Here is a 23,315-nt window from a genome sequence, read left to right on the forward strand (position 1 = left end):
CCGGCCCGCGGTCAGCGCCGGTGGTTGCGGCGCACCAGCCGGACCAACGTGAGCACCATGAGCAGGAAGGCGGTGCCGACGGCGATGCCCAGGACCGGACCGCCGGCGACCGCGGCCTCGGCGGTCATGCCGCAGAGGACCAGCAGTCCGATCACCGCGGCCACCCGGTCCGTCCGGTGCAGTGCGACGGTGTCGGTGCCCGGGTCGCCGGAGCCGTCGTCGCCCGGCCCGCGGTCACCGAGGCCCCGGTCACCGGGCCTGCGGTCGTCGATCCTGCGGTCCGTCGTTCTGCGATCGTCGGGCGCGCGGTCGTCGGGCCCGGGGTCCCCCGGGGCCGGGCCGCCGCCCGTCAGGCTCCGCTCGAGGTGGGCGAGGATCCGCCGCTCCCGCGTGGTCAGCGGGCGGACGCCCCGGTCGTCGAGGGTCATCGTCGCCTCCCCGACAGTCCTGTCCGTCCTGATCCCCGGCCCCGGCTCCGGCCCGCCCGGCCCCGGCTCCGGCCCGTGCCGCCCTCAGCGCGAACGCGGGTCCTCGTCCGGCTGCTGCTCGCGCCCGACGGTCTGCGCGGCGTGCTCGCCCGCCGCCGCGTGCCCGCCGATGTGCGCCTCCGCGCGTGCCCGCTCGACCAGGTGCGGGTAGTGCAGCTCGAAGGCGGGTCGCTCCGAGCGGATCCGTGGCAGCTCGGTGAAGTTGTGTCGCGGCGGCGGGCAGGACGTGGCCCACTCCAGCGAGTTGCCGAAACCCCAGGGGTCGTCGGCCGTCACCACGCGGCCGAAGCGGTAGCTGCGGAACACGTTGTAGACGAACGGGAGCACGGACATCCCGAGCAGGAACGCGCCGATCGAGGAGACCATGTTCAGCGCGGTGAACCCGTCCGTCGCCAGGTAGTCGACGTACCGGCGCGGCATGCCCTCGTTCCCCAGCCAGTGCTGCACGAGGAACGTCGTGTGGAAGCCGATGAACGTGAGCCAGAAGTGCAGCTTGCCGAGCGGCTCGTCGAGCATCCGGCCGGTCATCTTCGGGAACCAGAAGTAGATGCCGCCGTACGTCGCGAACACGATCGTCCCGAACAGCACGTAGTGGAAGTGCGCCACCACGAAGTACGTGTCCGAGACGTGGAAGTCCAGGGGCGGCGAGGCCAGCAGGATCCCGGTGAGCCCGCCGAAGAGGAAGGTCACGAGGAATCCGACGGCGAACAGCATCGGCGTCTCGAACGTGAGCTTCCCCTTCCACATCGTGCCGATCCAGTTGACGAACTTGATGCCCGTCGGGATCGCGATGAGGAAGGTGGCCAGGGAGAAGAAGGCGAGGAGCACCGCGCCGGTGGCGAACATGTGGTGCGCCCAGACCGCCGCCGAGAGGAAGCCGATGGCGATCGTGGCGAAGACCAGCGTCTTGTAGCCGAAGATCGGCTTGCGGCTGAATACCGGGATGATCTCGGTGATGATGCCGAAGAACGGCAGCGCCACGATGTAGACCTCGGGGTGGCCGAAGAACCAGAACAGGTGCTGCCAGAGGATCGCCCCGCCGTTGGCCGGGTCGAACACGTGCGAGCCGAGGTGCCGGTCCATCAGCAGCCCGAACAGCGCCGAGGTGAGGATCGGGAAGGCGATCAGGACCAGCAGCGCCGTCACGAAGATGTTCCACGTGAAGATCGGCATCCGGAACATGGTCATCCCGGGCGCACGCAGGCAGATGATCGTCGTGATGAAGTTGACGCCACCGAGGATCGTCCCGAGACCGGCGACGATGAGGCCCGCGATCCACAGGTCGCCCCCGGCCCCCGGCGAGCGGATCGCGTCGGACAACGGGGTGTAGGCGAACCAGCCGAAGTCCGCGGCGCCGCCCGGCGTGAGGAACGACGACATCACGATCAGCCCGCCGAACAGGAACAGCCAGTAGGAGAAGGCGTTCAGCCGCGGGAAGGCGACGTCGGGTGCGCCGATCTGCAGCGGCACGATGTAGTTCGCGAAGCCGAACAGGATCGGCGTGGCGTAGAGCAGCAGCATGATCGTGCCGTGCATGGTGAACAGCTGGTTGTACTGCTCGCTCGACAGGAACTGCTGCCCCGGCCGCGCCAGTTCCGCGCGGATCAGCAGCGCCATCGCGCCGCCCGCCATGAAGAACCCGAACGACGTGACCAGGTACAGGATCGCGATGTCCTTGGGGTCCGTCGTCTTGAGCATCTTGAGGAACGTCGACCCCTTGCCCGTGCGACGGGCGGGATAGGGCCGGGTCTCGATCGGGCGCGGCGCGACAGCGGTCATCGCTCCCCCTCGGCAGGCCGGTGCCGGTTCGGTGGGCGGTCAACGTACTGCGGTCCGGACCTGCCCGGATAGGGCCGTTCGGCTGCGTCACCGGAAACCTCTTCCCCGTGCAACGCCGGTGATTACCTTGTTGCGAACGACCGAGGGCGACACTCCTACGCAGCACGCCTGGGCCGGCGGCGACGAGCCCGCCGACCCCTGGGACGGGCGCGTGGGACGCCCCGTCGGCCCCGTGGTCGAAGCTGGACAAGCCTTGCCGAACGTACGTTAAGGTCGCTCGCGACACTGTGCCCCTGTCACCTCGACGACGACGTCAGGAGACCTCTTGACCCCGCAGACCCGCACCCGCTGGGTGATCGCCCTGCTCATGCTGTTCGTGGCGATCAACTTCGCCGACAAGTCGATCATCGGGCTCGCCGCGGCGCCGATGATGAAGGAGCTCGGGCTCAGCGCCACCGAGTACGGCACCATCGCGAGCTCGTTCTACCTGCTGTTCAGCATCTCCGCCGTCGTGTTCGGCTTCCTGGGCAACCGCTTCTCCGCCAAGTGGATGCTGGTGGCGCTCGCGGTGATCTGGTCCGCCGCGCAGCTGCCGATCCTGGTGCCCGCCGCGGGCTTCGCGGTCCTGCTGATCACGCGCGTGCTGCTGGGCGCGGGCGAGGGCCCCGGCATCCCGCTCGGCATGCACGTCGCCTTCACCTGGGTGGAGGAGCGCAAGCGCGGGTTCACCGCGGCCCTGCTGACCGTCGGCTCCGGCCTCGGCGTGATCATCGGTGCCCCGCTGCTCAACGCGGCCATCGCGGAGTGGGGCTGGCGGTCGGCGTTCGGCATCCTGGGCGCCATCGGGCTGCTCTGGGCGATCGCCTGGATCGTCGTCGGCGGCGACGGCCCGTACGCCACGACCGCGCCGAAGTCCGCCCCGGTCACGCCGGCCGTCGTCGACGAGCCGCGGGTGTCCTACGGCCGCCTGCTGACCTCCGGCACCTGGTTGGGCACCATGTTCTCCGGGTTCACCGTCTACTGGGGCCTCGCGCTCGCCATCGCGTTCCTGCCGCTCTACCTGGGTCAGGTCGGCTTCAGCGGCACCGCGCTCGGCTTCGTGGTGACCGTCCCCGCCTACATCTCGATCGTGTTCATGCTGCTCGGCGGCTGGCTGTCGCAGCGCCTGCTGCGCCGCGGGGTCTCCCGGCACCTGGCCCAGGGCGTCCTCGGTGGGGCGTTCGCCCTCGTCGCCGGCATCAGCATGCTGCTGATCACCCGGGTCGACGCGCCGATCCTGCTGCTCCCGTTCGTCGCGCTGGCCTTCGGCATCGGCAACTCGCAGACCCCGCTGTCCCAGGCCGCCGTCGCCGACGTGACCCCGGTCCGCCAGCGGGGCGCGACGCTGGGCATCTGGTACGCCATCGTGTCCGTGGCCAGCGTCGTGTCCCCCCTGCTCACCGGCGTGCTGGTCGACGCCGCGCCCACCCCCGCCGTCGGGTACTCGCGCGCCTTCGACATCGCCGGCGTGCTCATGGTGCTGGGCGGCCTCACCGCGATGCTCGTGGTGCGGCCCGACCGGGACGCCGTGCGGCACGGCCTGCGCCGCCGCGTCGTCCAGCCGGCGCCGGTCGGCTGACCGACGACCCTCGGGGCGGGTCCGGCGATGCGCCGGGCCCGCCCTCGTCGTTCGGCCGCCGACCCACGGCGCGCACGCTCCTTGTGATCCGGTTCACGGGATCGGATGATCCGGACACCGATGAGTCCGCAGCGGCTGCCCGGTCCCCCCTGCGACATCACGACGCACCGAGGAGGCACCCCGATGGCCACCACGCAGATCTTCGTCAACCTGCCGGTCACCGACCTGGCGACCACCCGCGCCTTCTGGAGCGCTCTCGGCTACACGTTCAACGCCGACTTCTCCGGCGAGAACTCGCTCGCGCTCGAGATCGGGCCCGGGATCTCCGCGATGCTGCTGTCCCACTCGCACTTCGGCGAGTTCACGGTCAAGCCCATCGCCGACGGCAGCGCGACCGAGACGATCCTGGCCCTCGGCGTGGACAGCCGCGAGGAGGTCGACCGCCTCGCCGACGCCGCGCTCGTGAACGGCGGCGCGAAGGCGCAGGACCCGCAGGACCACGGGTTCATGTACGGCCGCTCGTTCCTCGACCCGGACGGCCACCACTGGGAGGTCGTGTGGATGGACCCGACGGCCTCCGCCTGATCCCGTCCGACAGGTCCGACCCGCCTGATCGGGCCCGGCGCAGCGGGCCCGGCTGATCCGGCTCAGCTGACCCAGCCGCGGTCCGCGGTGAACCCCACCGACATCGACGGCGGCGGGTCGAGGTCGCGCAGCCGGCGGTCCAACTCGGCCCGCACGCCGTCGAGGTCCTCGACCGTGCGGGCCGTCGAGGCGGCGTCCACCACGAAGTCGATCTCCAGGTCGAGCCGGCCCCCGACCTTGCCGGCCCGCACGAACGACTCGGCGAAGCCGTGGGCCGCCTCCACCGCGCGCACCTCGACCCGGATGCGCTCGAGGACCTCCGTGGAGGGCGCCATCGCGAGGATCTCGCGGCCGCCGCGCAGGATCAGCCGCACCGGGACGGGCAGGAAGGCGGCCGACGCGAGCACGACCATCACCGGGTCGACGTAGCGGGCCGCCTCGCCGCGGCCGGTCGCCTCCAGGGCCCAGGCGACGCCGAACCCGACCAGCACCCCCACGCTGAGCAGCGTGTCCCCCGCCCACTCGGCCGCCTCCGCGCGCGCCAGGTCTGCGCCGCGCGCGGACAGGCGCCGCAGCAGCACCGTGATCACGACCCCGCCGAGGGTCGACACCACGCCGTAGACCAGCGCTGCGCGCACGGCGATCCCGCTGGGCCCGGCGATCAGCTCCAGCACCGCCCCCACCAGCGCATAGACGCACAAGCCCGCCATGGCCGCCGCCTTGAGGACCACCGCGAGCGGCTCCCACGCCTCGCGCCCCCACGGGTACCGCTCGTCCGGGCCGCGGCGCGCGGTCCGCAGGGCCACGACCGCGAGCAGGGTGAGGCCGACGCTTGCGAAGGAGTAGAGGCCGTCGAACACGATCAGCCGGGAGCCGGCCAGCGCGCCCCACACCAGCGCCAGCACCGCGAACCCGGCCGAGGCCCACAGCGAGATCGCCAGGACCCGGTCGTCCCGCGAGGTGGTCACGGCGGGACGGTAGCGCGGAGGACGCCCACTACACTTGTAGTGATCTACCCTACGGTCGTAGTATCACTGCATGAGCAGCCGACGCGCGCAGCTTCTCGACGCCGCGATCTCCGTGCTCGGCCGGTCCGGGATGCACGGACTGACCCACCGCGCCGTGGACGCCGCCGCCGGCCTGCCCACCGGGTCCACCTCCAACCACTTCCGCACCCGGGACGCCCTGCTCGACGCGGTGGTGGAGCGGTTCGCGGCCCGGGAGCGGGCCAACTGGGAGGAGCTCGCGACCACGATGTACCCGGTCACCCCGCAGGAGTTCGCGCGCGCCCTCGCGGTGTTCGCGCAGGAGGCGACCGGCCCGCAACGCACGCTGACCCTCGCCCGGTACGCGATCCTGGTCGAGGCCGGGATCCACCCGTCACTGCGGGCCCGGCTGCTGGCCACCGGCGCCCGCGTCAACACCTGGTTCATGAACTGGCTGCGCATCGCCGGCTCCACCGACCCCGAACGCGACGCCCCGATCCTCATGAACCACTGGACCGGGATCGTCCTGCACGAACTGGCCGTTCCCGACCCGGCGTTCGACCCGTACCCGCAGATCGCCGCGCTCGTCACCAGCGTCGTCCGCCCACGCTCCGCGGAGGTCCCGACATGACCGACGACCGGCCGCCCCGTCCGGCCGTCCTGGACCCCGACCAGGTCTGGCAGGTCGTCGACGCGCAGCGGCGCAGCCTGGCCGACCTGCTCGAGGACCTCTCCGAGGAGCAGTGGCGGCAGCCCTCGCTCTGCGCGGGATGGACCGTGCGGGACGTCGCCGCGCACCTGACCCAGCAACAGCTCGGCCTCCGCGACCTGCTCGCGACGACGACCCGATGGCGCGGAAGCCTGGACCGCACCATCGAGCACGCCGCCCGCCGGCACGCCGCTGCCGTGTCGACCGAGCAGATCGTCGCCGAGATCCGCGCGATGGTCGGCTCACGACGCCACACCCTCGGCGTCACCCACCTCGAGACACTCATCGACGTCCTCGTCCACGCCCAGGACATCGCCATCCCCCTCGGTCAGCGCCACGAGATGCCACCACGTGCCGCGGCCACCGCCGCCACCCGGGTGCTGTCCATGCGATGGCCGCCGCCGCATCCCGCGACCCGTGCGGTGGCCGGGTTCCGCCTGACCGCCACCGACACCGCCTGGTCGGCCGGCGAGGGCCCGCAGGTCCACGGCCCGACGGCCGCGCTGCTGCTGGTCTGCAGCGGGCGCGTCGTCGCCCTGCCCCAGCTGACCGGTCCCGGTGCCGCCGCTCTCGCCGCCCGGTTCCCGGCACCCGCGCCGATCTAGGTCGACGCCTGAGGAGCCCCTGATGACCGACGCCGCAGTTGCGCCGCCGTACATGCACCGGCACGGCGAGTTCGACCCCGATCCGAGCATCGCGCGCGTGCGCGAGCAGGCCGGCATCGCTCGCGTCGGCACCCCGTTCGGCTACGAGGCCTGGCTGGTGACCCGGCACGCGGACGTTCGACGGGTGTTGTCCGACCCGCGGTTCGGCATCGAGCTCCCGGCGGAGTGCTCCCGGCGCCTCGCCGACGAGGACATGACCGACGAGGAGGTCTTCCGGGAACGCGCCGGCGACCTGCTGTCCCAGGACCCGCCCGAGCACACGCGCCTGCGGAAGATGCTCGGCCCGGCCTTCACCGTGCATCAGGTGCGCCGGCTCGGGCCATGGATCGGGCAGATCGTCGAGAACCACCTGGACCGGATGGAACGCACCGGACCTCCGGTCGACCTGGTGCAGGCGTTCGCCCTGCCGGTCCCGTCGCTGGTGATCTGCGAACTGCTCGGAGTGCCCTACGGCGATCGGACCAGCTTCCGGCGCCTCGCGAGCAGTCCGCTCGACCTGTCACTGCCACCGAGCGAGCGGACGACGGCGTTCCGTCAGGTCCGCGCCTACATGGCCGGCCTGGCCCACTGCGCCCGGATCGCGCCGGGCGAGGGGCTGCTCGGGACCCTGGCCCGTGAGCACGGCCACGAGCTGACCACCGACGAACTGGCCGCCATCGGTCACCTGATGCTCCTCGCCGGCTACGAGACCACCGCGAACATGCTCGCCCTGGGCACCCTGGCCCTGCTACGGCACCCCGATCAGCTGCGCATCATGCGGGACCGACCCGACGCCGTCGAGGCCGGCGTGGAGGAACTCCTCCGTTGGCTGAGCATCATCACCACCGCCACGACGCGCATCGCCACCGAACCGGTGGAGATCGCCGGCCGGCGGATCGAGGCGGGCGAGTTGGTGCTGGCGTGTCTCCCCGCCGCGAACCGCGATCCCGCGCTCGTGCCCGACCCCGACGTCCTCGACCTGACCCGCGGCACCCGCGGGCACGTCGCGTTCGGCCACGGGATCCACCACTGCCTCGGTGCCCCGCTGGCCCGGGCGGAGATGCGGATCGCCTTCCCGGCCCTGCTGCGCCGGTTCCCCACCCTGCGGCTCGCCGATCCGCGGACCGAGGTGCGGCGACGTCCACCCGGTTTCTTCCACGCCGTGACCTGCCTACCGGTGGAATGGTGACAGGCGGCCCCCGCCCACCGTCCGCGGCGGAGCCGTCCGCACGGCGATCGTCATCCCGCTACTGACGGCGACGCAGCTAGCAGTCCCCGGTACCGATCTCCTCGGCGACCTGGCAGGCGGAGGCCCCGTCGTGCGCGGCACCGGTCGCGAGCCGGCGCAGGAGCTCCCGCAACGTGTCGCGCTCGGCGGGCTCCAGCGGGGCGAGGAGCCGCTCCTCGGCCTCCCGCAGCCTGCGGTCGAGGTCGCAGAGCCGCTCGCGGCCGGTGGCGGTGAGGACGACCCGGCGGGCGCGCCGGTCGGCCGGGTCGGGACGGCGCTCGACGAGGCCGGCGCCCTCGAGCTCGTCGAGCAGGTAGGTCATCACGGTCCGGTCGACGCCCAGCATCCGGGCGATCGCGAGCTGGGTGGTGACCTCACCGTCGTTCGCGGCGGCGAGCACCTGGTAGCCGCGCGGGCCGCCCGGCAGCCCGGACACCACCTCCTGCGCGGTGCGCAGGTGCGCGCGGGTGACCCGGCCCAGCGCCCAGCCGAGGTCGGCGTCGACGCGCTGCGGGGTGGTCACGACGTCGAGCCTACCGGCCGCGGGGCGGTCTGTTGACAAGATAGTCTGCTGAGCAGAACATCTAGTCGACAGCACTTCCCTGGAGGTTTACCGTGACCCTGTTCCGCCTCGACAGCAGCATCCGCACCGAGGGATCGGTGAGCCGCGAGGTCGCCGACACCCTCGAGCGCGCCTACCTCGACCAGCACCCCGGCGGCGCGGTCGTGCGGCGCGACCTGGTCGCCGGCCCGATCCCGGCCGACGCGTGGCCGACCGCCGCGCTGGCCGGCTTCACGCCCGAGGACCAGCGGACGGACGCGCAGCGGGCCGCGCTGGGCCTGGCCGCCCGGCTGGCCGACGAGGTGCTGGCCGCCGATGCCCTCGTCGTCGCCACCCCGCTCTACAACTTCGGCGTGTCCCAGCACCTCAAGACGTGGATCGACCTGCTGATCACCGATCCCCGCTTCGCGCCCGGCACCTCGCCGCTCGCCGGTCGGCCGGTCGCTCTGGTCGTCGCGCGCGGGGGCGGCTACGGCGCGGGCACGCCCCGCGAGGGCTGGGACCACGCCACGGGCTGGATCGTCCGGATCCTCGCCGACGTCTGGGGCGCCGACGTCACGGTGATCGAGGCCGAGCTGACCCTGGCGGACGTCCAGCCCGCGATGGCCGAGCTCCGGCCGCTCGCCGCGCAGGTCCGGGCGCAGGCGCACGAGCGCGCCGAGACCGTCGGGAAGGACTTCGCCCGGACCGCCGCCTGACCGTTCCGGCGGCCGTGGAAACCTGACGCCCGTGGTGCGGGTGGAGGGGGTCCACAAGCGGTACCGGAACGGCCCGCCGGTCCTGGCCGGGGTCGATCTCGCGCTCGGGCCGGGGGCGCCGGTGGTGCTGGTGGGCGGCAACGGGTCGGGCAAGTCCACGCTGCTGCGGATCGTCGCCGGGTGCGCCTCGCCCACCGCGGGCCGGGTGACGGGCCGCCCGCCGGTCGTCGGCTACCTGCCGGACCGGTTCCCGGCCCAGCTGCGCCTGCCGGCCGACGCCTACCTGCGCCACCTCGCGCGAATCCGCGGGGCCCGTCCCCGGCCCGACCTGCTCGGGCTGCTGGGGTTCACCGGCCCGCGGCGGGAGCCGATGTCCCGGCTCTCGAAGGGCAACGCCCAGAAGGTCGGGCTGGCGCAGGCGCTCGCCGCCGGGGCCGGGCTGATCGTGCTCGACGAGCCGTGGGCCGGACTCGACGCGGCGGCCGTGTCGAGCGCGGGCGACTGCACCTGCGGGCAGCGCCCACCGAGTCCGATCCGCTGCTGCTCGCGGCGCTGCGGCTGGGCTGCTCGGTCGAGTCGGTGGGGCCGGCGTGACCGCGCTCGCGGTGGCCCGCTACCTGCTGGCCGACGCCGTGCGCTCGCAGCGGGTGCTGCTCCCGGTCGTCCTGCAGGTGGCGGTGCTCGCGGTGCTCTTCGGCGGCGACCCCGGCCGCCTCCCCGAGCCGTGGGGCGCCTCGGTGCTCACGCTCTACCCGGTCGCGGCCTGGCTCGCGCTCACCTACTGGCACACCTCGCCGCCGGGACGACGGGCACGGCCGTCGGGCTGCTCTGCGCACGGCCGTGGATCCGGCGCGTCGGCTGGTCCCTGCTCGTCGGGGCGGTCGTGGTGATCGCGACGGCGGTGCAGCCGTGGCTGCCGCCGGTCGGCAGCTCGGTGCACGCCCTGGAGCGCGGGGCGGGGCCGGAGGTGCTCGCCCTCCCGGTCCTGCTCGCCCTGGCCCTGGCCGTGCTGGTCACCGGGGCGGGCGTGGTGCGCGCACGACGCGAGTGACCGCGCGGTGCCGCCCGGCCGGACCATCGGGGCGCGGGTGGAGGCGCGCCCGCGAGCGTGGGCGTGCTCGCCGGGCCGCGTAGCACCGCGTGGCCCGGCACCGAGCAGAGCACCGGACCCACAAGCTCTCGAGGAGCGTGACGTGCACGCGTTCTACAAGGACCCCGACTTCCAGTTCGCCGTCGAGAACCTGCTCGGCCGGACCTTCCACCGGGCCGCCGACTCCGGCGAGGTGCTGAGCACGGTCCAGCGGATCCCCAACGGCGACTCCGCGGCCTGGGTCACGCAGTGGACCGCGACCGCCGAGCGGGTCGCCGAGCAGGCCCGCGCCGCGGAGGGCGCCGCGCACCTCCGCTCCGCCGCCGCCCGGTACCTGCGGGCCTCGACCTACTACGCCGCCGCCACCGACATGGCGGACGATCCGGCCTTCGCGCAGCTGTGGGAGCGCCACCGGGACGCGTGGGAACGGTTCGTCGACCTCACGGACGCGGTCGGGGACATCGCCGTCGAGCGCCTCGCGATCCCCTACGAGGACACCACCCTCGCCGGGTACGTGTTCCGCGCCGGCCCGGCCGACGAGGCCCGCCGCACGCTCGTCTTCACCAACGGCAGCGACGGCCCCGTCGTGGGTGCCTGGACGCGCGCCGCCGCCGACGCGCTGCAGCGCGGCTGGACAGTCGTGACCTACGACGGCCCGGGGCAGAACGCCGCGCTGGTCCGGCAGGGCATCCCGTTCCGCCCGGACTGGGAGCACGTCCTCACCCCGGTGATCGACCACCTCGTCGCCCGTCCGGACGTCGACCCCGACCGGATCGCGGCGATGGGCGTGAGCCAGGGCGGGTTCTGGGTGCCGCGGGCCGTGGCGTACGAGCACCGGGTCGCCGCCGCCGTGGCCGATCCGGGCGTCGTCGACGTCTCCACCACCATGCTCGCCCAGCTCGGGCACTCGATGGTGAAGCTCCTCGACGCGGGCGAGCGGGAGAAGTTCGACCGGGACATGGGCTGGGCACGCAAGCTCTCGCCCCGCATCCGCCGGGTGCTGCAGTGGCGGATGCGGCCCTACGGCGTGACGTCGCCCTTCGACTTCTTCACCGCCGGCCGCGCCTACGCGCTCACGGACGACGAGCTGGCCGCGATCACCTGCCCGATGCTCATCACGGACCCGGAGCACGAGCAGTTCTGGCCGGGCCAGTCCGCCCGCATGGCCGAGGCGCTGACCTGTGAGGTCACCCTCATGCCGTTCACCGCGGCCGAGGGCGCCGACGGGCACTGCGAGCCCATGGCCGGCGGGCTGCGCGGCGAGCGGATCCTCGACTGGCTCGACGAGCACGTTCCCGCCTGATCCTGCGCCGCGCTGTTCGTCGCGGTCGAGCGGACAGCGGTCGCCGCCGGCGACCCGACCCCGGCGCCCTCGTCGATCCTGCGGAGCGGCGGTCGTGCCCGTGGCAGGCTGGGCGGCATGCCACGGGTCGCCACCGGGGAGTCCGTGCTCTCCCGCGCGGTGCGGATCTTCGAGGTGTTCAGCGCGGCGCAGCCGGACCTGACGGTCACCGAGATCGCGCGGCGGACCGGGCTGCACGTCGCGACCGCGTCCCGGCTGGTCGCCGAGCTGGTCGGGCACGGCCTGCTCGCGCGCCGAGACGACGGCCGGGTCCGGATCGGGGTGCGGATGTGGGAGCTCGCGCAGCGGGCCTCCCCGACCCTGTCGCTGCGCGAGGCCGCCATGCCGTTCCTGGAGGACCTGCACGCCGTGGTGGGGCACCACGTGCAGCTGGGGGTCCTCGACGGGGACGAGGTGCTGTTCCTCGAGCGGCTCTCCGCCCCCGGCTCGGTGATCAACTACACCCGCATCGCGGGGCGGTTGCCGCTGCACGCGTCGTCGTCCGGGCTGGTGCTCACCGCCTTCGGCTCCCGCGAGCTGCAGGAGCGGGTGCTGGCGCGGCCGCGGGAGCGCTTCACCGCGCAGACGATCACGGACGCGGCACGGCTGCGGGCGGTCCTGTCCGGGATCCGCCGGGACGGGCACGTGATCACGCCCGGGCACATCCACCCGGACGCGGCCGGCACCGCCGTGCCCGTGCGCGACGCGGGAGGCGAGGTCGTCGCCGCGCTGTCGGCGATCGTCCCGAACGACGGCCAGGCCTTCACCGTCGTCCCGGTCCTCCAGGCGGCCGCGCGCGGTATCGGGCGGGCCCTCGCGCCGACCTCCTGAGCTGCGGCCGCCCGAATTCCCTCTCATTCATTGAGAAGCGCCTTCTGCGCGGTGCACGCCGGTACGCATCCTCGGTCCACCTCGCTCGGACACCCGAGCCCACCGCGTCCCACGCGCCCGATCCCACCGCCGGGAGGACCGCCCCGTGATCACCGCCGATCCCCTGTCCCTCGCACCGCGTCCCGCGGAGCCCGTCCCGGCCGCCGGCACGGCGGCGACGGTCCGGGTCGCCGCCAAGCGGGTGGAGGCCGACGGCGTGGTGTCCCTGGAGCTCGTGGCCCCGGACGGCGGCCGGCTGCCCGACTGGGCCCCGGGCGCCCACGTCGACCTGGTCCTGCCGAACGGGACGACCCGCCAGTACTCCCTGTGCGGCGACCGGTGGGACGCCCACCGCTACCGGGTCGGTGTGCTGCGCGAGCCCGCCGGGCGCGGCGGATCGGCGTACGTGCACGACCGGCTCGCCGTGGGCGACCTCGTCGGGCTCGGCGGTCCGCGCAACAACTTCCCGCTCGTACCCGCCGGCCGCTACCTGTTCGTGGCCGGGGGCATCGGGATCACCCCGCTGGTGCCGATGATCCGGCAGGCCGCGCTGCTCGGCGCGGACTGGGAGCTGCTCTACGGCGGGCGGACCCGGGCGTCGATGGCGTTCGTCGACGAGCTCGCGGGGATCGACGACGGGCGGGTCCGGGTGGTGCCGCAGGACGAGCACGGCCTGCTCGACCTCGCCGGGTTCCTCGGCACGCCCGACCCCGGCACCCGGGTCTACGCCTGCGGTCCCGCGCCGATGCTCGCCGCCCTGGCCGACGCCACCGCCGACTGGCCCCGCCACGCCGTCCGCACCGAGCGCTTCGTGGCCCGCGAGCTCGGCGCGCCCGCCCGGGACACCGCCTTCGAGGTCGAGCTCGCCCGCACCGGTCGGACCGTGACCGTCCCACCGGACCGCTCGATGCTGGCCGCGATCGCCGAGGCGGGGGTCGAGGTGCTCTCCTCCTGCCGCCGGGGCACCTGCGGCACCTGCGAGACCGGGGTGCTCGCCGGGGAGCCCGACCACCGCGACTCGATCCTCGACGACGACGAGCGCGCCGGCGGCGACTGCCTGTTCCCGTGCGTGTCCCGCTCCCTCGGCGACCGCCTCGTCCTCGACCTCTGACCGCCCCATCCCCCACCACCTGGAGCCCGCCGTGACGCTCACCGCCGAGCCGGTCCACGATGTCCCCACCAGCGACGTCGACCCGTTCGACCACGAGGTCCTGGAGGACCCGCTGCCCCTGCACGCCGCGCTGCGCGAGGCGGGGCCGGTCGTGCACCTGACCCGGTACGACGTGTTCGCCTTCGCCCGCTACGAGCAGGTGCACGCCGCCCTCGTCGACTGGCAGGGCTTCGGCTCGGCCGCCGGCGTCGGGATGTCGAACTTCCGGCACGAGAAGCCGTGGCGCCCGCCGTCGCTGCTGCTCGAGGCCGACCCGCCGCGGCACGACGCGCCCCGCCGGGTGCTGCAGAAGATCCTCGGCCCGCGCGCGCTGCGGAAGCTGCGGGAGGGCTGGGCCGCGGACGCCGACCGGCTCGTCGACGAGGTCCTCGCCGCGCACGGGCCGGAGTTCGACGCCGTCCCGCACCTCACCGAGGCCTTCCCGCTGCGGGTCTTCCCCGACGCCGTCGGGATCCCGAAGGCGGGCCGGGAGAACCTGCTGCCCTACGGCGACCACGCGTTCAACGCCTTCGGCCCGGCCAACGACCTGGTGGCGAAGGGGGCGCCGCGGGTCGCCGAGCTGTCGGCGTGGGTCGCCGCGCAGTGCGCGCGCGAGGCGCTCGCCCCCGAGGGGTTCGGCGCGGACATCTGGGCCGCCTCCGACCGCGGCGACATCACCCCCGAGCAGGCGCCGCTGATCGTCCGGTCCCTGCTCACCGCCGGGGTGGACACCACCGTGCACGGCCTGTCCGCGGTGCTCTACGCCTTCGCCACCCACCCCGCGCAGTGGCGGCGGCTCCGCGAGGACCCCGGCCTGGCCCGCGTCGCCTTCGACGAGGCGGTGCGCTGGGAGTCCCCGGTGCAGACCTTCTTCCGCACCGCCACCCGGGACGTCGCCATCGGCGGGCACGTGGTGCCCGACGGACACAAGATCCTGATGTTCCTCGGCGCCGCCAACCGCGACCCGGCCCGCTGGGGTCCGGACGCCGACGCCTTCGACCTGGGCCGCGACCCCTCCGGGCACGTCGGGTTCGGGATGGGCATCCACCAGTGCGTCGGGCAGCACGTCGCCCGGCTCGAGGCCGAGGCCCTGCTCACGGCGCTGGCCCGGCGGGTGGAGGCGATCGAGCTCGCCGGCCCGACCCGCCGCCACCACAACAACACCCTGCGCGCCTGGGAGTCCCTCCCCCTGCGACTGCGAACGGCGTGACGGCTGCGGACGGCACGACGGCGGTGGCCGGGCACCACGGTCCGGTCGGCTCCCCGGTCAGCCCGACGGGCCGGCGGGCAGCACGCCCACGGCAATGGCGAGGAGCATCTCGGCGGTCGCGGCCGCGTCCTCCTCGGGGTGGGTGAAGCAGCGCAGGAACAGCAGGAAGGTCAGCTGCTCGGCCAGGTCCGCGGGCTCCCGCTGGCGGCCGAGCTCGCCGCTGCGCTGGGCGGCGTCGAGCAGGACCGCGATCCGCTCGGGCACCCGGGTGCTCGGCCGCGGGTCGTCCGAGGCCTCGACGGAGGGCCGTTGCTGGACGCGCGCGACGTACTCCTGCACGGCGCAGGCGAAGGCCGCGGTGAGCGGCTGGTGGCGGCGGGCGATGTGGCTGATCCGCCACAGGTGCGCGGCGAGCTCCCGGGTGCGGTCGCCCGGCAGGCCCGGCACGTCCGGTTCCGTACCCGGCTCCGGCCCACCCTCCTCCAGCCCTTCCTGCCAGGCGGCGGCGAAGGCGGCGCCGATCAGGGCGTGCTTGCTCGGGAAGTGGTTGTAGGCCGTCGCGACGCTGACGCCGGCGGCCCGGGCGACGTCCTCCATGCGGGTCTCGGCCCACCCTTGCTCACCGAACATCGTGCGGGCCGCGGCGACCAGCGCCGCGCTGGTCCGGGCCCGCCGCGCCAGGCCCGTCCGGAGCCGCGAGTCCCGCCGGGCCTGCGAGTCGCCGGCCCGGGAGCGGACGCCCTCGTCCCGCCCGCCCGGACGTTCGCTCGTCGCCATCCGCGTGCCCTCCCGTTGCCCGCACGGAGACGCTCCGGGATGGGGCTGCCCGCGTTACGTCAGTGCTGACACCTGTCACTCCCTGCTGTGCGGAGACTCCGGACGGTGGGCTTCGCTCCCGCCGCCAGGTCCGCCGCCCGTCCCCACCGCAGCCGCCACGGCCGCAGCACGACGATCCCCGCCTCCGGCGAGGCGAGGCCGCCGGGGAACATCGCGGCCGGGTCGAAGCCGACGGGCGGCTCGGGCTCCCGGAAGAGGTGCCACGAGCCCGCAGGATCCGGGTCCCACGCCGCGTGGCACTCCGCGACCGCGACGTCGTGCCGCTGGTCCCAGTAGGAGCAGGAGGCGTAGGGGTGCGCGGCGAGGTGCCGGGCCTTCGGCGACGAGCGCCGGCTGGTCACCCGCCCGACGAGGCCGCCGCCGGGCTCGATCGTCCACAGTGGATGGACGAGCCGCGAGCGCGGCCGCCCCCGGGCGTCGACGGTCGCGAGCGTGCACCAGACGACGCCGTGCGCGATCTCCACGAAGGCGGCGAGCTCGGCGGGGGTCGGGGCGGGAGCCACGCGGCCCACGGTAGGGGTATCGGGCGACCTCGCCACGGTCACGGGAGCGGCTCGGTGTAGCAGACGGCGGTGCCATCGACGGCCACGACGCCGTCGTCGCGGGTCACCCGGACGTCGAGGGCGGTGATCGGTTTGTCCTCGCGGGCGGAGGTGACCTCGACGGTCCCGGTGATCACGTCGCCCGGCCGGACCGGGGCCCGGAAGGCCAGGTCGAGCTGCAGGAACACGCTGCCCGGCCCGGGCAGCTCCTCGGCGACGACCGCGTTGAGCAGCGCCGTCGTGACGCCGCCCTGCACCACGATCCCGCCGAAGCGGGTCGCGGCGGCGCGCTCCTCGTCGTAGTGCAGGGGGTTGCGGTCCCCGGAGATCTCGGTGAACAGCTCGATGTCGCGCCGGGTCACGAGCCGGGAGCGGCTCGCGGAGGCGCCGACGCGGGGGACGGTGCGGGGGATCCTGCGCAGCTGGGCCGTGCCGTCGGTGTCGGTCATGTCGGGCTCCCGGTGCGGTGTCGGGCGGTGCTCGGTCGGGATCGACGCTAGGAGCGCGGATGCGGCCCGCCATCGGTGTCGGCTGCCCATCTCCGCGCACCCACCTGCCCACGCTCCCGCGGGCGACGCAGGGTGGGTCGGCCTCCGCCGGAGATGGGCAGCCGCCACCGATGGCCGGCGGGCGCGCGCTCCCTAGCGTCGGCCGCACACCGATTTCCCTGGAGGACACCATGACCGAGACCGTGACCGGGACCGTCGTCGTCGGCGCCGGGCAGGCGGGGCTCGCGATGAGCCGCTGCCTCACCGACCGCGGCCTGCCGCACGTCGTGCTGGAACGGGCCGGGATCGCCGACAGCTGGCGCAGCCGCCGGTGGGACTCGTTCCGGCTGCTGAGCCCGAACTGGCAGACCCGGCTGCCACGGTGGCGGTACGCCGGGGTCGATCCGGGCGGCTTCATGACCGGCGCCGAGGTGGCCCGCTACCTGCAGGACTACGCCGGGTCCTTCGACGCGCCCGTGCGCACCGGGGTGGACGTGCGGCGGCTGTACCGGGTCGCCGGGGGCTGGCGGCTGTCGACGAGTGCGGGCCGGTTCCTCGCCCGCACCGTCGTCGTCGCGACGGGGGACCTGGCGCGCCCGCGGATCCCCGCGGTGGCCGCCGACCTCCCCCCGGGGATCCATCAGCTGCACACCGCCGACTACCGCAATCCCGACCAGCTGCCGCCCGGTGCCGTGCTGGTGGTCGGCGCCGGGCCCTCGGGGCAGCAGATCGCCCTGGAGCTGGCGCGGGCCGGCCGGCCCGTGCACCTCGCGGTCGGGCGGCACAAGTCGCTGCCCCGCCGCTACCGCGGACACGACGCCTACTGCTGGATGGAGCGGCTCGGCATGCTGGACCGCACCGTCGACACCCTGCCCGGACCGCCCGGACGCACCCCGAACGCCGTGCTCGCCGGCGGCACCCGGGACCTCGACGTCCCGCGCCTGGTGTCCGAGGGGGTCGTCGCGCACGGACGGCTGCTCGGCTGCGCGGACGGGCGGCTCCGGTTCGGCGACGACCTCGCCGGGACGGTGGCCGACGCCGCCGCGAACGCGACCCGCTTCCGCCGCGCGGTCGACGACTTCGTGGCCCGCACCAGTATGGACGTGCCGGCCGAGGCGGCCCCGGAGGTGGTCGAGGTCGAGGCGGGCGAGGCTCCGGCGCTCGCCGGGATCGCCGCCGTGGTGTGGGCGACCGGGTTCGGCCGCGACCACGGCTGGATCGAGGCACCCGTGTCCGGCGTGGACGGCGAGATCGTCCACACCCGCGGCGTGACCGCCGCCGCGGGGCTGTACGTGCTCGGCCTGCGCTGGCAGTACCGCCGCTCGTCGAGCTTCCTCGACGGCGTGGGCGCCGACGCGGAGCACCTCGCGGAGATGATCGCGGAGCGCGCCGCCGAACGCCCCGCCGTCCTGGCCGCCTGAGAGGAACCCGGACGCCCCGCCCGGCGCGGGGCGTCCGTCGTTCTCGGCGGCGTCCCGCACTGCGCTCTGCCGGCCCGCCGGAGGGCGTCGTGAACCATCCCGCGCCGTGGGTGTGAGAGCGCAGAAAGCGATCGCCGCCCCGGTGTTCCGGGGCGGCGATCGATGGGGTCAGGCGGCGGCGCCGGTCACGCCGCCATCCCGCGTGCCGCGTCCCGCTCGTCGAGCCGGCGCAGCATCCGCACCTCGGGGCGCATCGCCGCGCTCTCCGCGAGCAGCAGCGCACGGATCTGCGGCAGGTCCCAGCGGTATCCCGCGATCTCCTCGGCCACCGAGAACAGCAGCCGGGACAGGTGGTCGCGGGTGCGGCCGTAGTCGAGCTCGCCCAGGACCGACCGGGCGAGCAGCTCCGCGTCCCGCAGCGCGTCCGTGATGCCGTGCGCGGTGAGCGGGTCCTTGAAGTACCCCGCGTCGCCGACCAGCGCCCACCCGGGGCCGGTCGGGGTGCGCAGCACCGCGGGCGCACCGGGGAAGCCGCGCAACGGCCCCTCCCGCTCCCCCGGCTCCCGATCCGCGGCCCGGCCGAACACCTCGGCGAACAGGGCGTCGAGCCCGCGGGGGCGCGCCGCGGCGAACTCCGCCGGCGGCATCCCCGCCCACATGCAGGCCAGGCCGTCGTTGGTCGGGATGATCCCCGCGGTCGCGCCGGGCGTGTAGAACCACTCGTACCCGGTGGCCGGCGCCGGGTAGTACCCGTAGACGATCGCGCTCGCGGCCCGGCCGCGGCGTACGACGCCCGCGCCGACGAGCTTCGCGAGGGTCGACCGGGCCCCGTCCGCGCCGACGGTCAGCGGGGCGCGGGCGCGCACGGTCCCCCCGCCGCGCACCCGCGCCTCGATCCCCGACACGCGGTCCCCCGGCGAGAGGACCCCGGTCACGTCCACCCCGAGCCGCACCGTCGCGCCCGCCGAGTGCGCCGCGTCGAGCAGCACGGCGTCGAGGACGGTCCGGCGCGGCGCGTAGAGCGGCGCGGCCATCTCGACGACCTCGGCGTCCGGCCCGTAGTGGAACGTCGTCGTGGTGACCGGCGGCGTCCCGGCCGCGACGATCGCGTCGAGCAGGCCCCAGCGTTCGAGCTGGAGCACCCCGCCGCGCATCAGCGCGTGGGTGGAGAGGGTGTCCCGGGTCGGGTCGGCGCGGTCGACGAGCAGGACGTCGAGCCCGGCCCGGGCCAGCAGCATCGCAGTCGCGGAGCCGGCGCACCGGGCGCCCACGACGATCGCGTCGTACGAGTCCATCTCGGACCTCCGGGTGGACGGCAGGTGGTCGGACGACCCCTCGGCACGCCCGGCCACCTGCGGCTCAGGCGGTGACGACCTCGAGGTCCACGGGCACGCCGTTGGTCACGGAGTCGAACACCACGGACCGGTCCCGGCCCCGCTCGACGACCTGGCGCAGCTTCTCCGGCGGCGCGTCGCCCGCGATGGTCACGGTCATCCGGATCCGCTCGAAGCCGTTGCGGTAGTCCTCGGTGTTGACGCCCATCGCACCCTGCACGTCGAGGTCGCCCTCGAGCGTGGAGGACACCGAGGTCAGCCGTACGCCGCGGGCGGCGGCGGAGTAGACCAGCGAGGTCGTGACGCACGCGGCGAGGGCGTGCAGCAGGAACTCGGCGGGGTTCGGGCCGGTGTCGGTGCCCAGCAGGATCGCGGGCTCGCCGGCGTCGAGGGTGAAGGTTTCGGTGCGCGAGGTGTCCTCGGCGCACGCCGCGTAGAACCCCTTGATCGACGAGCGGTTGTGGGCCCCGTCGATCCAGGTGTTGGTGGCGCGGAACCGGAACTGCGCGATCTCCGGCTGGGCCTTGATGGCGTCGAGCGTGGCGAACATGGTCGCGGTGTCGACGCCGTTGCGGACGGTGTCGGTGACGGTCTGGCTCATGGTGTGCTCCTCGGGTCCGTTCTCCGGCCGGTGGGTCCGGCCCGACACCACAGACCGTGCCCGGCGGCCCTGGGTCCGCCCATCGGCGAGGACCACCCATCTCCGGCGGCCCGCTACCCATGCCGGTGCACGTGGGCACGGGTAGGGGCCGACATGGGTGCCCCTCACCGATGGGCGCGACGCCCGCGCGGGCGCACCCTTCACGTCGTTCCGATCCGAGGAGGACGACATGACCGTCACGCCGATGACCCCCGCCGAGGCCACCCGCCTGCGCTCCGCCGCGACCCGCGCCCTGCGCACGCACCCCGGCCCGATCGGCGAGCTGCTGCACCGCGAGCTGCTGGCCTGGCAGGACTTCGGGCACCGCTTCGGCGGCGGGCGGCTCACGATGCGGGTGGCCGACGAGATCCTCGCCGCCCCGTTGCCGCCCGGCGCCCCGCCCGACTGGTCGCCGGGCCTCCGCCCGGTCCGGGCAGGGGACGCGGCGTGAGCGGAGCCCCGCTCAGCCGGGCACCTCCAGCGCTGCCAGGGCCCTCGCCGCGTCCCGCCGGGACACCACGCCCAGCTTCTGCAGCACCGCCGAGACGTGGTGGTCGACGGTCCGGACGGACAGCACGAGCGTCGCCGCGATCTCGGAGTTGGTCCGCCCGGCGGCGACCAGCCGGAGGATCTGCAGCTGCCGGTCGGTGAGGCCGGCCGGGTTCTCGCGGGTGGCCTGCCGCGACCCGCGCGGGACCCGGTGCACGCCCATCCCGCGCAGCCGGGCCCGGACGAGCGCGGCGGCCGGCCGGGCACCGAGGGCGTCGAGCACCGCGAGGCCCTCCAGCGTCGCCTCGGCCTCGCCCGACCCGGCCAGCTCCAGCGCCCGCTCGTACGGCGCGCCGATCCGCTCCCACGCCGCGGCCGCCGCACGCCAGTCGCCGCGCAGCCCGGCGGCGTACTCCTCGGGACAGCCGGGGAAGGGCGCGGCCGGGTCGCCCAGCCGGTGCAGCCAGCGCAGCAGTTCTCCGCGCTCCCGCTCCCGGCCCGGGCACTCGGTACGGGCGAGGAGGGCGCGGGCGTGGTCGGCGAGGCGGTCCTGGCCGGTCAGCCAGGCCTGCTCGGTCTCGGCGACCGCGGTGGTGACCATCGCGGGCAGGGCGCGGGCGCTCTCGGCGTTGGCCCAGGCCGTCGCCAGCAGCTCGGGGGCCTCGGCACTGCCCTGCCGGACGGCGACCTGGGCCAGCGTCGGCAGCGCCTGCCGGGCGACCATCCCGCCGCCCTCGACCGCGTCGAGGCCCCAGCGCAGCTCCGCGTCGGCCTCCGCCCAGCGCCCGCGCAGCGCGGCGAGCCGGGCACCGAAGGAGCGCACCACCCGGTCGTGCGTGGTGTGCTCGGTGGCGTCGGCGAGCTGCCGGTTCGCCTCGAGCACCTCCTCCAGCTCGGCGTACCGGGCGTAGCGCCACAGCAACGAGGCGAGGTTCGTGCGGCCCATCACGACGTCGTCGGGGCGGTCGAGCTCCTCGGCCAGCGCCGTCCCGGCCAGCACGTCCTCGCGCCCGCCGGGGTCGCCGGACTGCCAGCGCGCCCGGCCCCGGTAGATCAGGCCGGTCGGCCGCAGCCGGGTCAGGCCGAGCCGCCCGCCCACGGCCAGGGCCTCGTCGGCGGCCGCGAGCCCCTCGCGCTCCCGGTCCAGGTTCACCAGGATCACGGCGCGGTACGTCAGCGCGAAGGCCAGCGCGAACGAGTCGCCGCCCGGGCGCAGCGACGCGACGGCCCGCTCGACCGACCGCAGCCCGTCGTCGATCAGCAGGGCGGCCCACTGCTGCAGCGCCAGGGTGCTCAGCGCCTGCCCGAGTGCGGTCGGGTCGCCGAGCTGCTCGCGCAGCTCCACGGCCTCCGTGCCCGCCCGGACCGCGCCCGGCCGGTCGTTGTCGTGGAAGTACGTCCAGGCCAGGTCCTCCAGCAGCGCCGCCCGCTCGGCGGTGGGCAGCGCGGTGCGCAACGCCTGCTCGTAGAGCGCCGCGGCCTGGCGGTGGGCACCGGCGGCGGCCGCCTGCCGGGCGGCGGCGGGCGCGTACCGGGCCAGCGCCGTGTCGTCGCCGGCGCCCGCGGCGTGGTGCACGACCCGGGCGAGGTCCGGCTCGTCGTCGGCCAGCAGGGCTCGCAGGACGGCGCCGTGGAGGGCCATCCGCCGGGTGGCGGGCAGCGCGTCCGCGACCGCGCGCCGGGCGAGCTCGTGCCGGAAGGCCACCGCACCCGGATGCACCTCGACCATCCCGGCGCGCTCGGCCGGGGCGAGCACGGACAGGTCACCGAGCAGGGCCCTGGCCAGCGGGAGCCGGGCTCCGGAGGGGACGACGGCGAGCTGCTCCAGCGCCGCGAGCGCCTCCGGCGGGAGGCCCCGGGCCCGGGCCAGCACGGCGTCGACGACCGTGGCGGGCACCGCGTCCGGCCCCGCCGCGAGGGCCTCGGTGACGAAGAACGGGTTGCCGCCGGTGAGCCGGAACAGCGGCGCCGAGGTCGCGGTCGTGCCGCCGGCGAGCGCCGCCACCGCCCCCCGCGAGAGCGTGGCCAGCGGGAGCCGGCGCGCGGCGGGCAGGGACGCGAGGACCGGGCGCAGCGGGTGGTCGGGCCCGAGCTCGTCGTCGCGGTAGGTCAGCAGGAGCATCGCGGGCAGGTCGGCGATCCGCCGCCCGACGTGGCGCAGCACGTCGAGGGTCGGCTCGTCCGCCCAGTGCACGTCCTCGACCACGAGCACGGCGGGGGCGCCCCCGTCGCCCGGCCCGGCGAGCAGGTCGAGCACCGCGTCGTAGACCGCGTCCCGGTCGCCGGCGGCCAGGGCCGACGCCAGCGGCCCGTCCTTGGGCGCGGCGTCGCGCAGCGGGCCGAGCGTGCGTGGGGAGAGCAGGTCGTCGCAGGCGCCGAGGTAGGCGCGGGCCCGGCCGGTGACGCTGCGTCGGAAGGCCCGGACCACGCTCGTCTTCCCGATGCCGGCCTCGCCGTGCACGAGCACGACCTCACCCGCGCCGGCGGCCGCCGCGGCCAGCGCCCCCTCCAGCTCCGCGAGCTCCTGCTCGCGCTCGAGCAGCTCCACGCCTCGATCGTGGCAGCGGAGGGCGGCCCGCCCATCCTCCGAACCGAGCATCTCCCG

The 23,315-nt window shown here is 75.0% G+C and carries 23 protein-coding genes; 13 read left to right on the forward strand and 10 right to left on the reverse strand.

Annotated features, from left to right (window positions below):
• Nucleotides 1-11: 11 nt before the first annotated feature.
• A complete protein-coding gene (locus ABD990_RS19005) occupies nucleotides 12-428 on the reverse strand; it encodes a hypothetical protein (RefSeq protein ID WP_345381920.1) in 417 nt (138 codons plus the stop codon).
• An 84-nt stretch (nucleotides 429-512) separates the two neighbouring features.
• Nucleotides 513-2,267, reverse strand: a complete 1,755-nt coding sequence (ctaD, locus tag ABD990_RS19010) for an aa3-type cytochrome oxidase subunit I (protein WP_345381921.1) — start codon at nucleotides 2,265-2,267, stop codon at nucleotides 513-515.
• A gap of 325 nt (nucleotides 2,268-2,592) precedes the next feature.
• On the opposite strand from ctaD, the gene ABD990_RS19015 reads away from it, so the two are divergent.
• Nucleotides 2,593-3,885 (forward strand): MFS transporter, encoded by a 1,293-nt coding sequence (locus tag ABD990_RS19015; RefSeq protein WP_345381922.1) that lies wholly within the window; start codon nucleotides 2,593-2,595, stop codon nucleotides 3,883-3,885.
• Nucleotides 3,886-4,068: 183 nt separating this feature from the next.
• On the forward strand, nucleotides 4,069-4,470 hold the full coding sequence (locus ABD990_RS19020) for a VOC family protein (protein WP_345381923.1): 402 nt from the start codon (nucleotides 4,069-4,071) through the stop codon (nucleotides 4,468-4,470).
• 62 nt (nucleotides 4,471-4,532) lie between these two features.
• Here ABD990_RS19020 and ABD990_RS19025 read toward each other — a convergent pair whose 3' ends face one another.
• Nucleotides 4,533-5,438 (reverse strand): cation diffusion facilitator family transporter, encoded by a 906-nt coding sequence (locus tag ABD990_RS19025; RefSeq protein ID WP_345381924.1) that lies wholly within the window; start codon nucleotides 5,436-5,438, stop codon nucleotides 4,533-4,535.
• 70 nt (nucleotides 5,439-5,508) lie between these two features.
• Between ABD990_RS19025 and ABD990_RS19030 the strand changes: the two genes are divergently transcribed.
• From ABD990_RS19030 to ABD990_RS19040, 3 genes are read left to right on the forward strand one after another with little or no spacing between them, the layout of a single operon-like run.
• Nucleotides 5,509-6,087: a TetR/AcrR family transcriptional regulator gene (locus tag ABD990_RS19030; RefSeq protein WP_345381925.1), complete on the forward strand. Its 579-nt coding sequence runs from the start codon at nucleotides 5,509-5,511 to the stop codon at nucleotides 6,085-6,087.
• Entirely contained in the window at nucleotides 6,084-6,770 is a 687-nt protein-coding gene (locus tag ABD990_RS19035; protein ID WP_345381926.1) for a maleylpyruvate isomerase family mycothiol-dependent enzyme, read from the forward strand. Before ABD990_RS19030 ends, ABD990_RS19035 begins: the two co-directional genes overlap by 4 nt.
• Before the next feature lie 22 nt (nucleotides 6,771-6,792).
• Nucleotides 6,793-7,998, forward strand: a complete 1,206-nt coding sequence (locus ABD990_RS19040) for a cytochrome P450 (protein WP_345381927.1) — start codon at nucleotides 6,793-6,795, stop codon at nucleotides 7,996-7,998.
• Nucleotides 7,999-8,074: 76 nt separating this feature from the next.
• On the opposite strand, the gene ABD990_RS19045 is transcribed toward ABD990_RS19040, so the two are convergent.
• Complete coding sequence (locus tag ABD990_RS19045) at nucleotides 8,075-8,560, reverse strand: MarR family winged helix-turn-helix transcriptional regulator (protein WP_345381928.1); 486 nt, start codon at nucleotides 8,558-8,560, stop codon at nucleotides 8,075-8,077.
• A 92-nt stretch (nucleotides 8,561-8,652) separates the two neighbouring features.
• Between ABD990_RS19045 and ABD990_RS19050 the strand changes: the two genes are divergently transcribed.
• The 6 genes from ABD990_RS19050 to ABD990_RS19075 all read left to right on the forward strand — a co-directional run bounded on the left by ABD990_RS19050 (nucleotide 8,653) and on the right by ABD990_RS19075 (nucleotide 14,959).
• Nucleotides 8,653-9,297 carry an FMN-dependent NADH-azoreductase gene (locus ABD990_RS19050; RefSeq protein WP_345381929.1) on the forward strand — a complete coding sequence of 215 codons (645 nt, stop codon included), beginning with the start codon at nucleotides 8,653-8,655 and terminating at the stop codon, nucleotides 9,295-9,297.
• A gap of 31 nt (nucleotides 9,298-9,328) precedes the next feature.
• On the forward strand, nucleotides 9,329-10,348 hold the full coding sequence (locus ABD990_RS19055; protein ID WP_345381930.1) for an ATP-binding cassette domain-containing protein: 1,020 nt from the start codon (nucleotides 9,329-9,331) through the stop codon (nucleotides 10,346-10,348).
• Between the two features lie 142 nt (nucleotides 10,349-10,490).
• On the forward strand, nucleotides 10,491-11,690 hold the full coding sequence (locus ABD990_RS19060; protein WP_345381932.1) for an alpha/beta hydrolase family protein: 1,200 nt from the start codon (nucleotides 10,491-10,493) through the stop codon (nucleotides 11,688-11,690).
• Between the two features lie 117 nt (nucleotides 11,691-11,807).
• Nucleotides 11,808-12,560, forward strand: coding sequence for an IclR family transcriptional regulator (locus tag ABD990_RS19065; protein WP_345381934.1), 753 nt, complete (start codon nucleotides 11,808-11,810; stop codon nucleotides 12,558-12,560).
• A 145-nt stretch (nucleotides 12,561-12,705) separates the two neighbouring features.
• A complete protein-coding gene (locus ABD990_RS19070) occupies nucleotides 12,706-13,710 on the forward strand; it encodes a PDR/VanB family oxidoreductase (protein WP_486362907.1) in 1,005 nt (334 codons plus the stop codon).
• Between the two features lie 31 nt (nucleotides 13,711-13,741).
• Nucleotides 13,742-14,959, forward strand: a complete 1,218-nt coding sequence (locus ABD990_RS19075) for a cytochrome P450 (protein WP_345381936.1) — start codon at nucleotides 13,742-13,744, stop codon at nucleotides 14,957-14,959.
• Nucleotides 14,960-15,016: 57 nt separating this feature from the next.
• Here ABD990_RS19075 and ABD990_RS19080 read toward each other — a convergent pair whose 3' ends face one another.
• The 3 genes from ABD990_RS19080 to ABD990_RS19090 are packed head-to-tail and all read right to left on the reverse strand — an operon-like array spanning nucleotide 15,017 to nucleotide 16,787.
• Nucleotides 15,017-15,736 (reverse strand): TetR/AcrR family transcriptional regulator, encoded by a 720-nt coding sequence (locus ABD990_RS19080; protein WP_345381937.1) that lies wholly within the window; start codon nucleotides 15,734-15,736, stop codon nucleotides 15,017-15,019.
• A gap of 59 nt (nucleotides 15,737-15,795) precedes the next feature.
• Nucleotides 15,796-16,299, reverse strand: coding sequence for a pyridoxamine 5'-phosphate oxidase family protein (locus ABD990_RS19085; RefSeq protein WP_345381938.1), 504 nt, complete (start codon nucleotides 16,297-16,299; stop codon nucleotides 15,796-15,798).
• Nucleotides 16,300-16,337: 38 nt separating this feature from the next.
• The gene (locus tag ABD990_RS19090) at nucleotides 16,338-16,787 is read right to left on the reverse strand and encodes a MaoC family dehydratase (protein ID WP_345381939.1); all 450 of its coding nucleotides are present in this window, start codon (nucleotides 16,785-16,787) and stop codon (nucleotides 16,338-16,340) included.
• A gap of 230 nt (nucleotides 16,788-17,017) precedes the next feature.
• Between ABD990_RS19090 and ABD990_RS19095 the strand changes: the two genes are divergently transcribed.
• Nucleotides 17,018-18,247 carry an NAD(P)-binding domain-containing protein gene (locus ABD990_RS19095; RefSeq protein WP_345381940.1) on the forward strand — a complete coding sequence of 410 codons (1,230 nt, stop codon included), beginning with the start codon at nucleotides 17,018-17,020 and terminating at the stop codon, nucleotides 18,245-18,247.
• A gap of 185 nt (nucleotides 18,248-18,432) precedes the next feature.
• Here ABD990_RS19095 and ABD990_RS19100 read toward each other — a convergent pair whose 3' ends face one another.
• On the reverse strand, nucleotides 18,433-19,542 hold the full coding sequence (locus ABD990_RS19100) for an NAD(P)/FAD-dependent oxidoreductase (RefSeq protein WP_345381941.1): 1,110 nt from the start codon (nucleotides 19,540-19,542) through the stop codon (nucleotides 18,433-18,435).
• A 64-nt stretch (nucleotides 19,543-19,606) separates the two neighbouring features.
• Nucleotides 19,607-20,182, reverse strand: coding sequence for an OsmC family protein (locus tag ABD990_RS19105; RefSeq protein ID WP_345381942.1), 576 nt, complete (start codon nucleotides 20,180-20,182; stop codon nucleotides 19,607-19,609).
• 229 nt (nucleotides 20,183-20,411) lie between these two features.
• Between ABD990_RS19105 and ABD990_RS19110 the strand changes: the two genes are divergently transcribed.
• Entirely contained in the window at nucleotides 20,412-20,672 is a 261-nt protein-coding gene (locus tag ABD990_RS19110; RefSeq protein ID WP_345381943.1) for a hypothetical protein, read from the forward strand.
• A 12-nt stretch (nucleotides 20,673-20,684) separates the two neighbouring features.
• Here the strand turns inward: ABD990_RS19110 and ABD990_RS19115 are convergent, their stop codons facing one another.
• A complete protein-coding gene (locus ABD990_RS19115) occupies nucleotides 20,685-23,258 on the reverse strand; it encodes an ATP-binding protein (protein ID WP_345381944.1) in 2,574 nt (857 codons plus the stop codon).
• Nucleotides 23,259-23,315: the final 57 nt, after the last annotated feature.

The sequence above is a fragment of the Pseudonocardia yuanmonensis genome (assembly GCF_039542425.1).
Lineage (GTDB): Bacteria > Actinomycetota > Actinomycetes > Mycobacteriales > Pseudonocardiaceae > Pseudonocardia > Pseudonocardia yuanmonensis.

Coding starts and splice junctions, on each gene's coding strand:
- ABD990_RS19090 (WP_345381939.1), bottom strand. CDS start 16,787: ATGACCGACACCGACGGCACGGCCCAGCTGCGCAGGATCCCCCGCACC.
- ABD990_RS19080 (WP_345381937.1), bottom strand. CDS start 15,736: ATGGCGACGAGCGAACGTCCGGGCGGGCGGGACGAGGGCGTCCGCTCC.
- ABD990_RS19030 (WP_345381925.1), top strand. CDS start 5,509: ATGAGCAGCCGACGCGCGCAGCTTCTCGACGCCGCGATCTCCGTGCTC.
- ctaD (WP_345381921.1), bottom strand. CDS start 2,267: ATGACCGCTGTCGCGCCGCGCCCGATCGAGACCCGGCCCTATCCCGCC.
- ABD990_RS19105 (WP_345381942.1), bottom strand. CDS start 20,182: ATGAGCCAGACCGTCACCGACACCGTCCGCAACGGCGTCGACACCGCG.
- ABD990_RS19100 (WP_345381941.1), bottom strand. CDS start 19,542: ATGGACTCGTACGACGCGATCGTCGTGGGCGCCCGGTGCGCCGGCTCC.
- ABD990_RS19065 (WP_345381934.1), top strand. CDS start 11,808: ATGCCACGGGTCGCCACCGGGGAGTCCGTGCTCTCCCGCGCGGTGCGG.
- ABD990_RS19040 (WP_345381927.1), top strand. CDS start 6,793: ATGACCGACGCCGCAGTTGCGCCGCCGTACATGCACCGGCACGGCGAG.
- ABD990_RS19020 (WP_345381923.1), top strand. CDS start 4,069: ATGGCCACCACGCAGATCTTCGTCAACCTGCCGGTCACCGACCTGGCG.
- ABD990_RS19095 (WP_345381940.1), top strand. CDS start 17,018: ATGACCGAGACCGTGACCGGGACCGTCGTCGTCGGCGCCGGGCAGGCG.
- ABD990_RS19005 (WP_345381920.1), bottom strand. CDS start 428: ATGACCCTCGACGACCGGGGCGTCCGCCCGCTGACCACGCGGGAGCGG.
- ABD990_RS19110 (WP_345381943.1), top strand. CDS start 20,412: ATGACCGTCACGCCGATGACCCCCGCCGAGGCCACCCGCCTGCGCTCC.
- ABD990_RS19035 (WP_345381926.1), top strand. CDS start 6,084: ATGACCGACGACCGGCCGCCCCGTCCGGCCGTCCTGGACCCCGACCAG.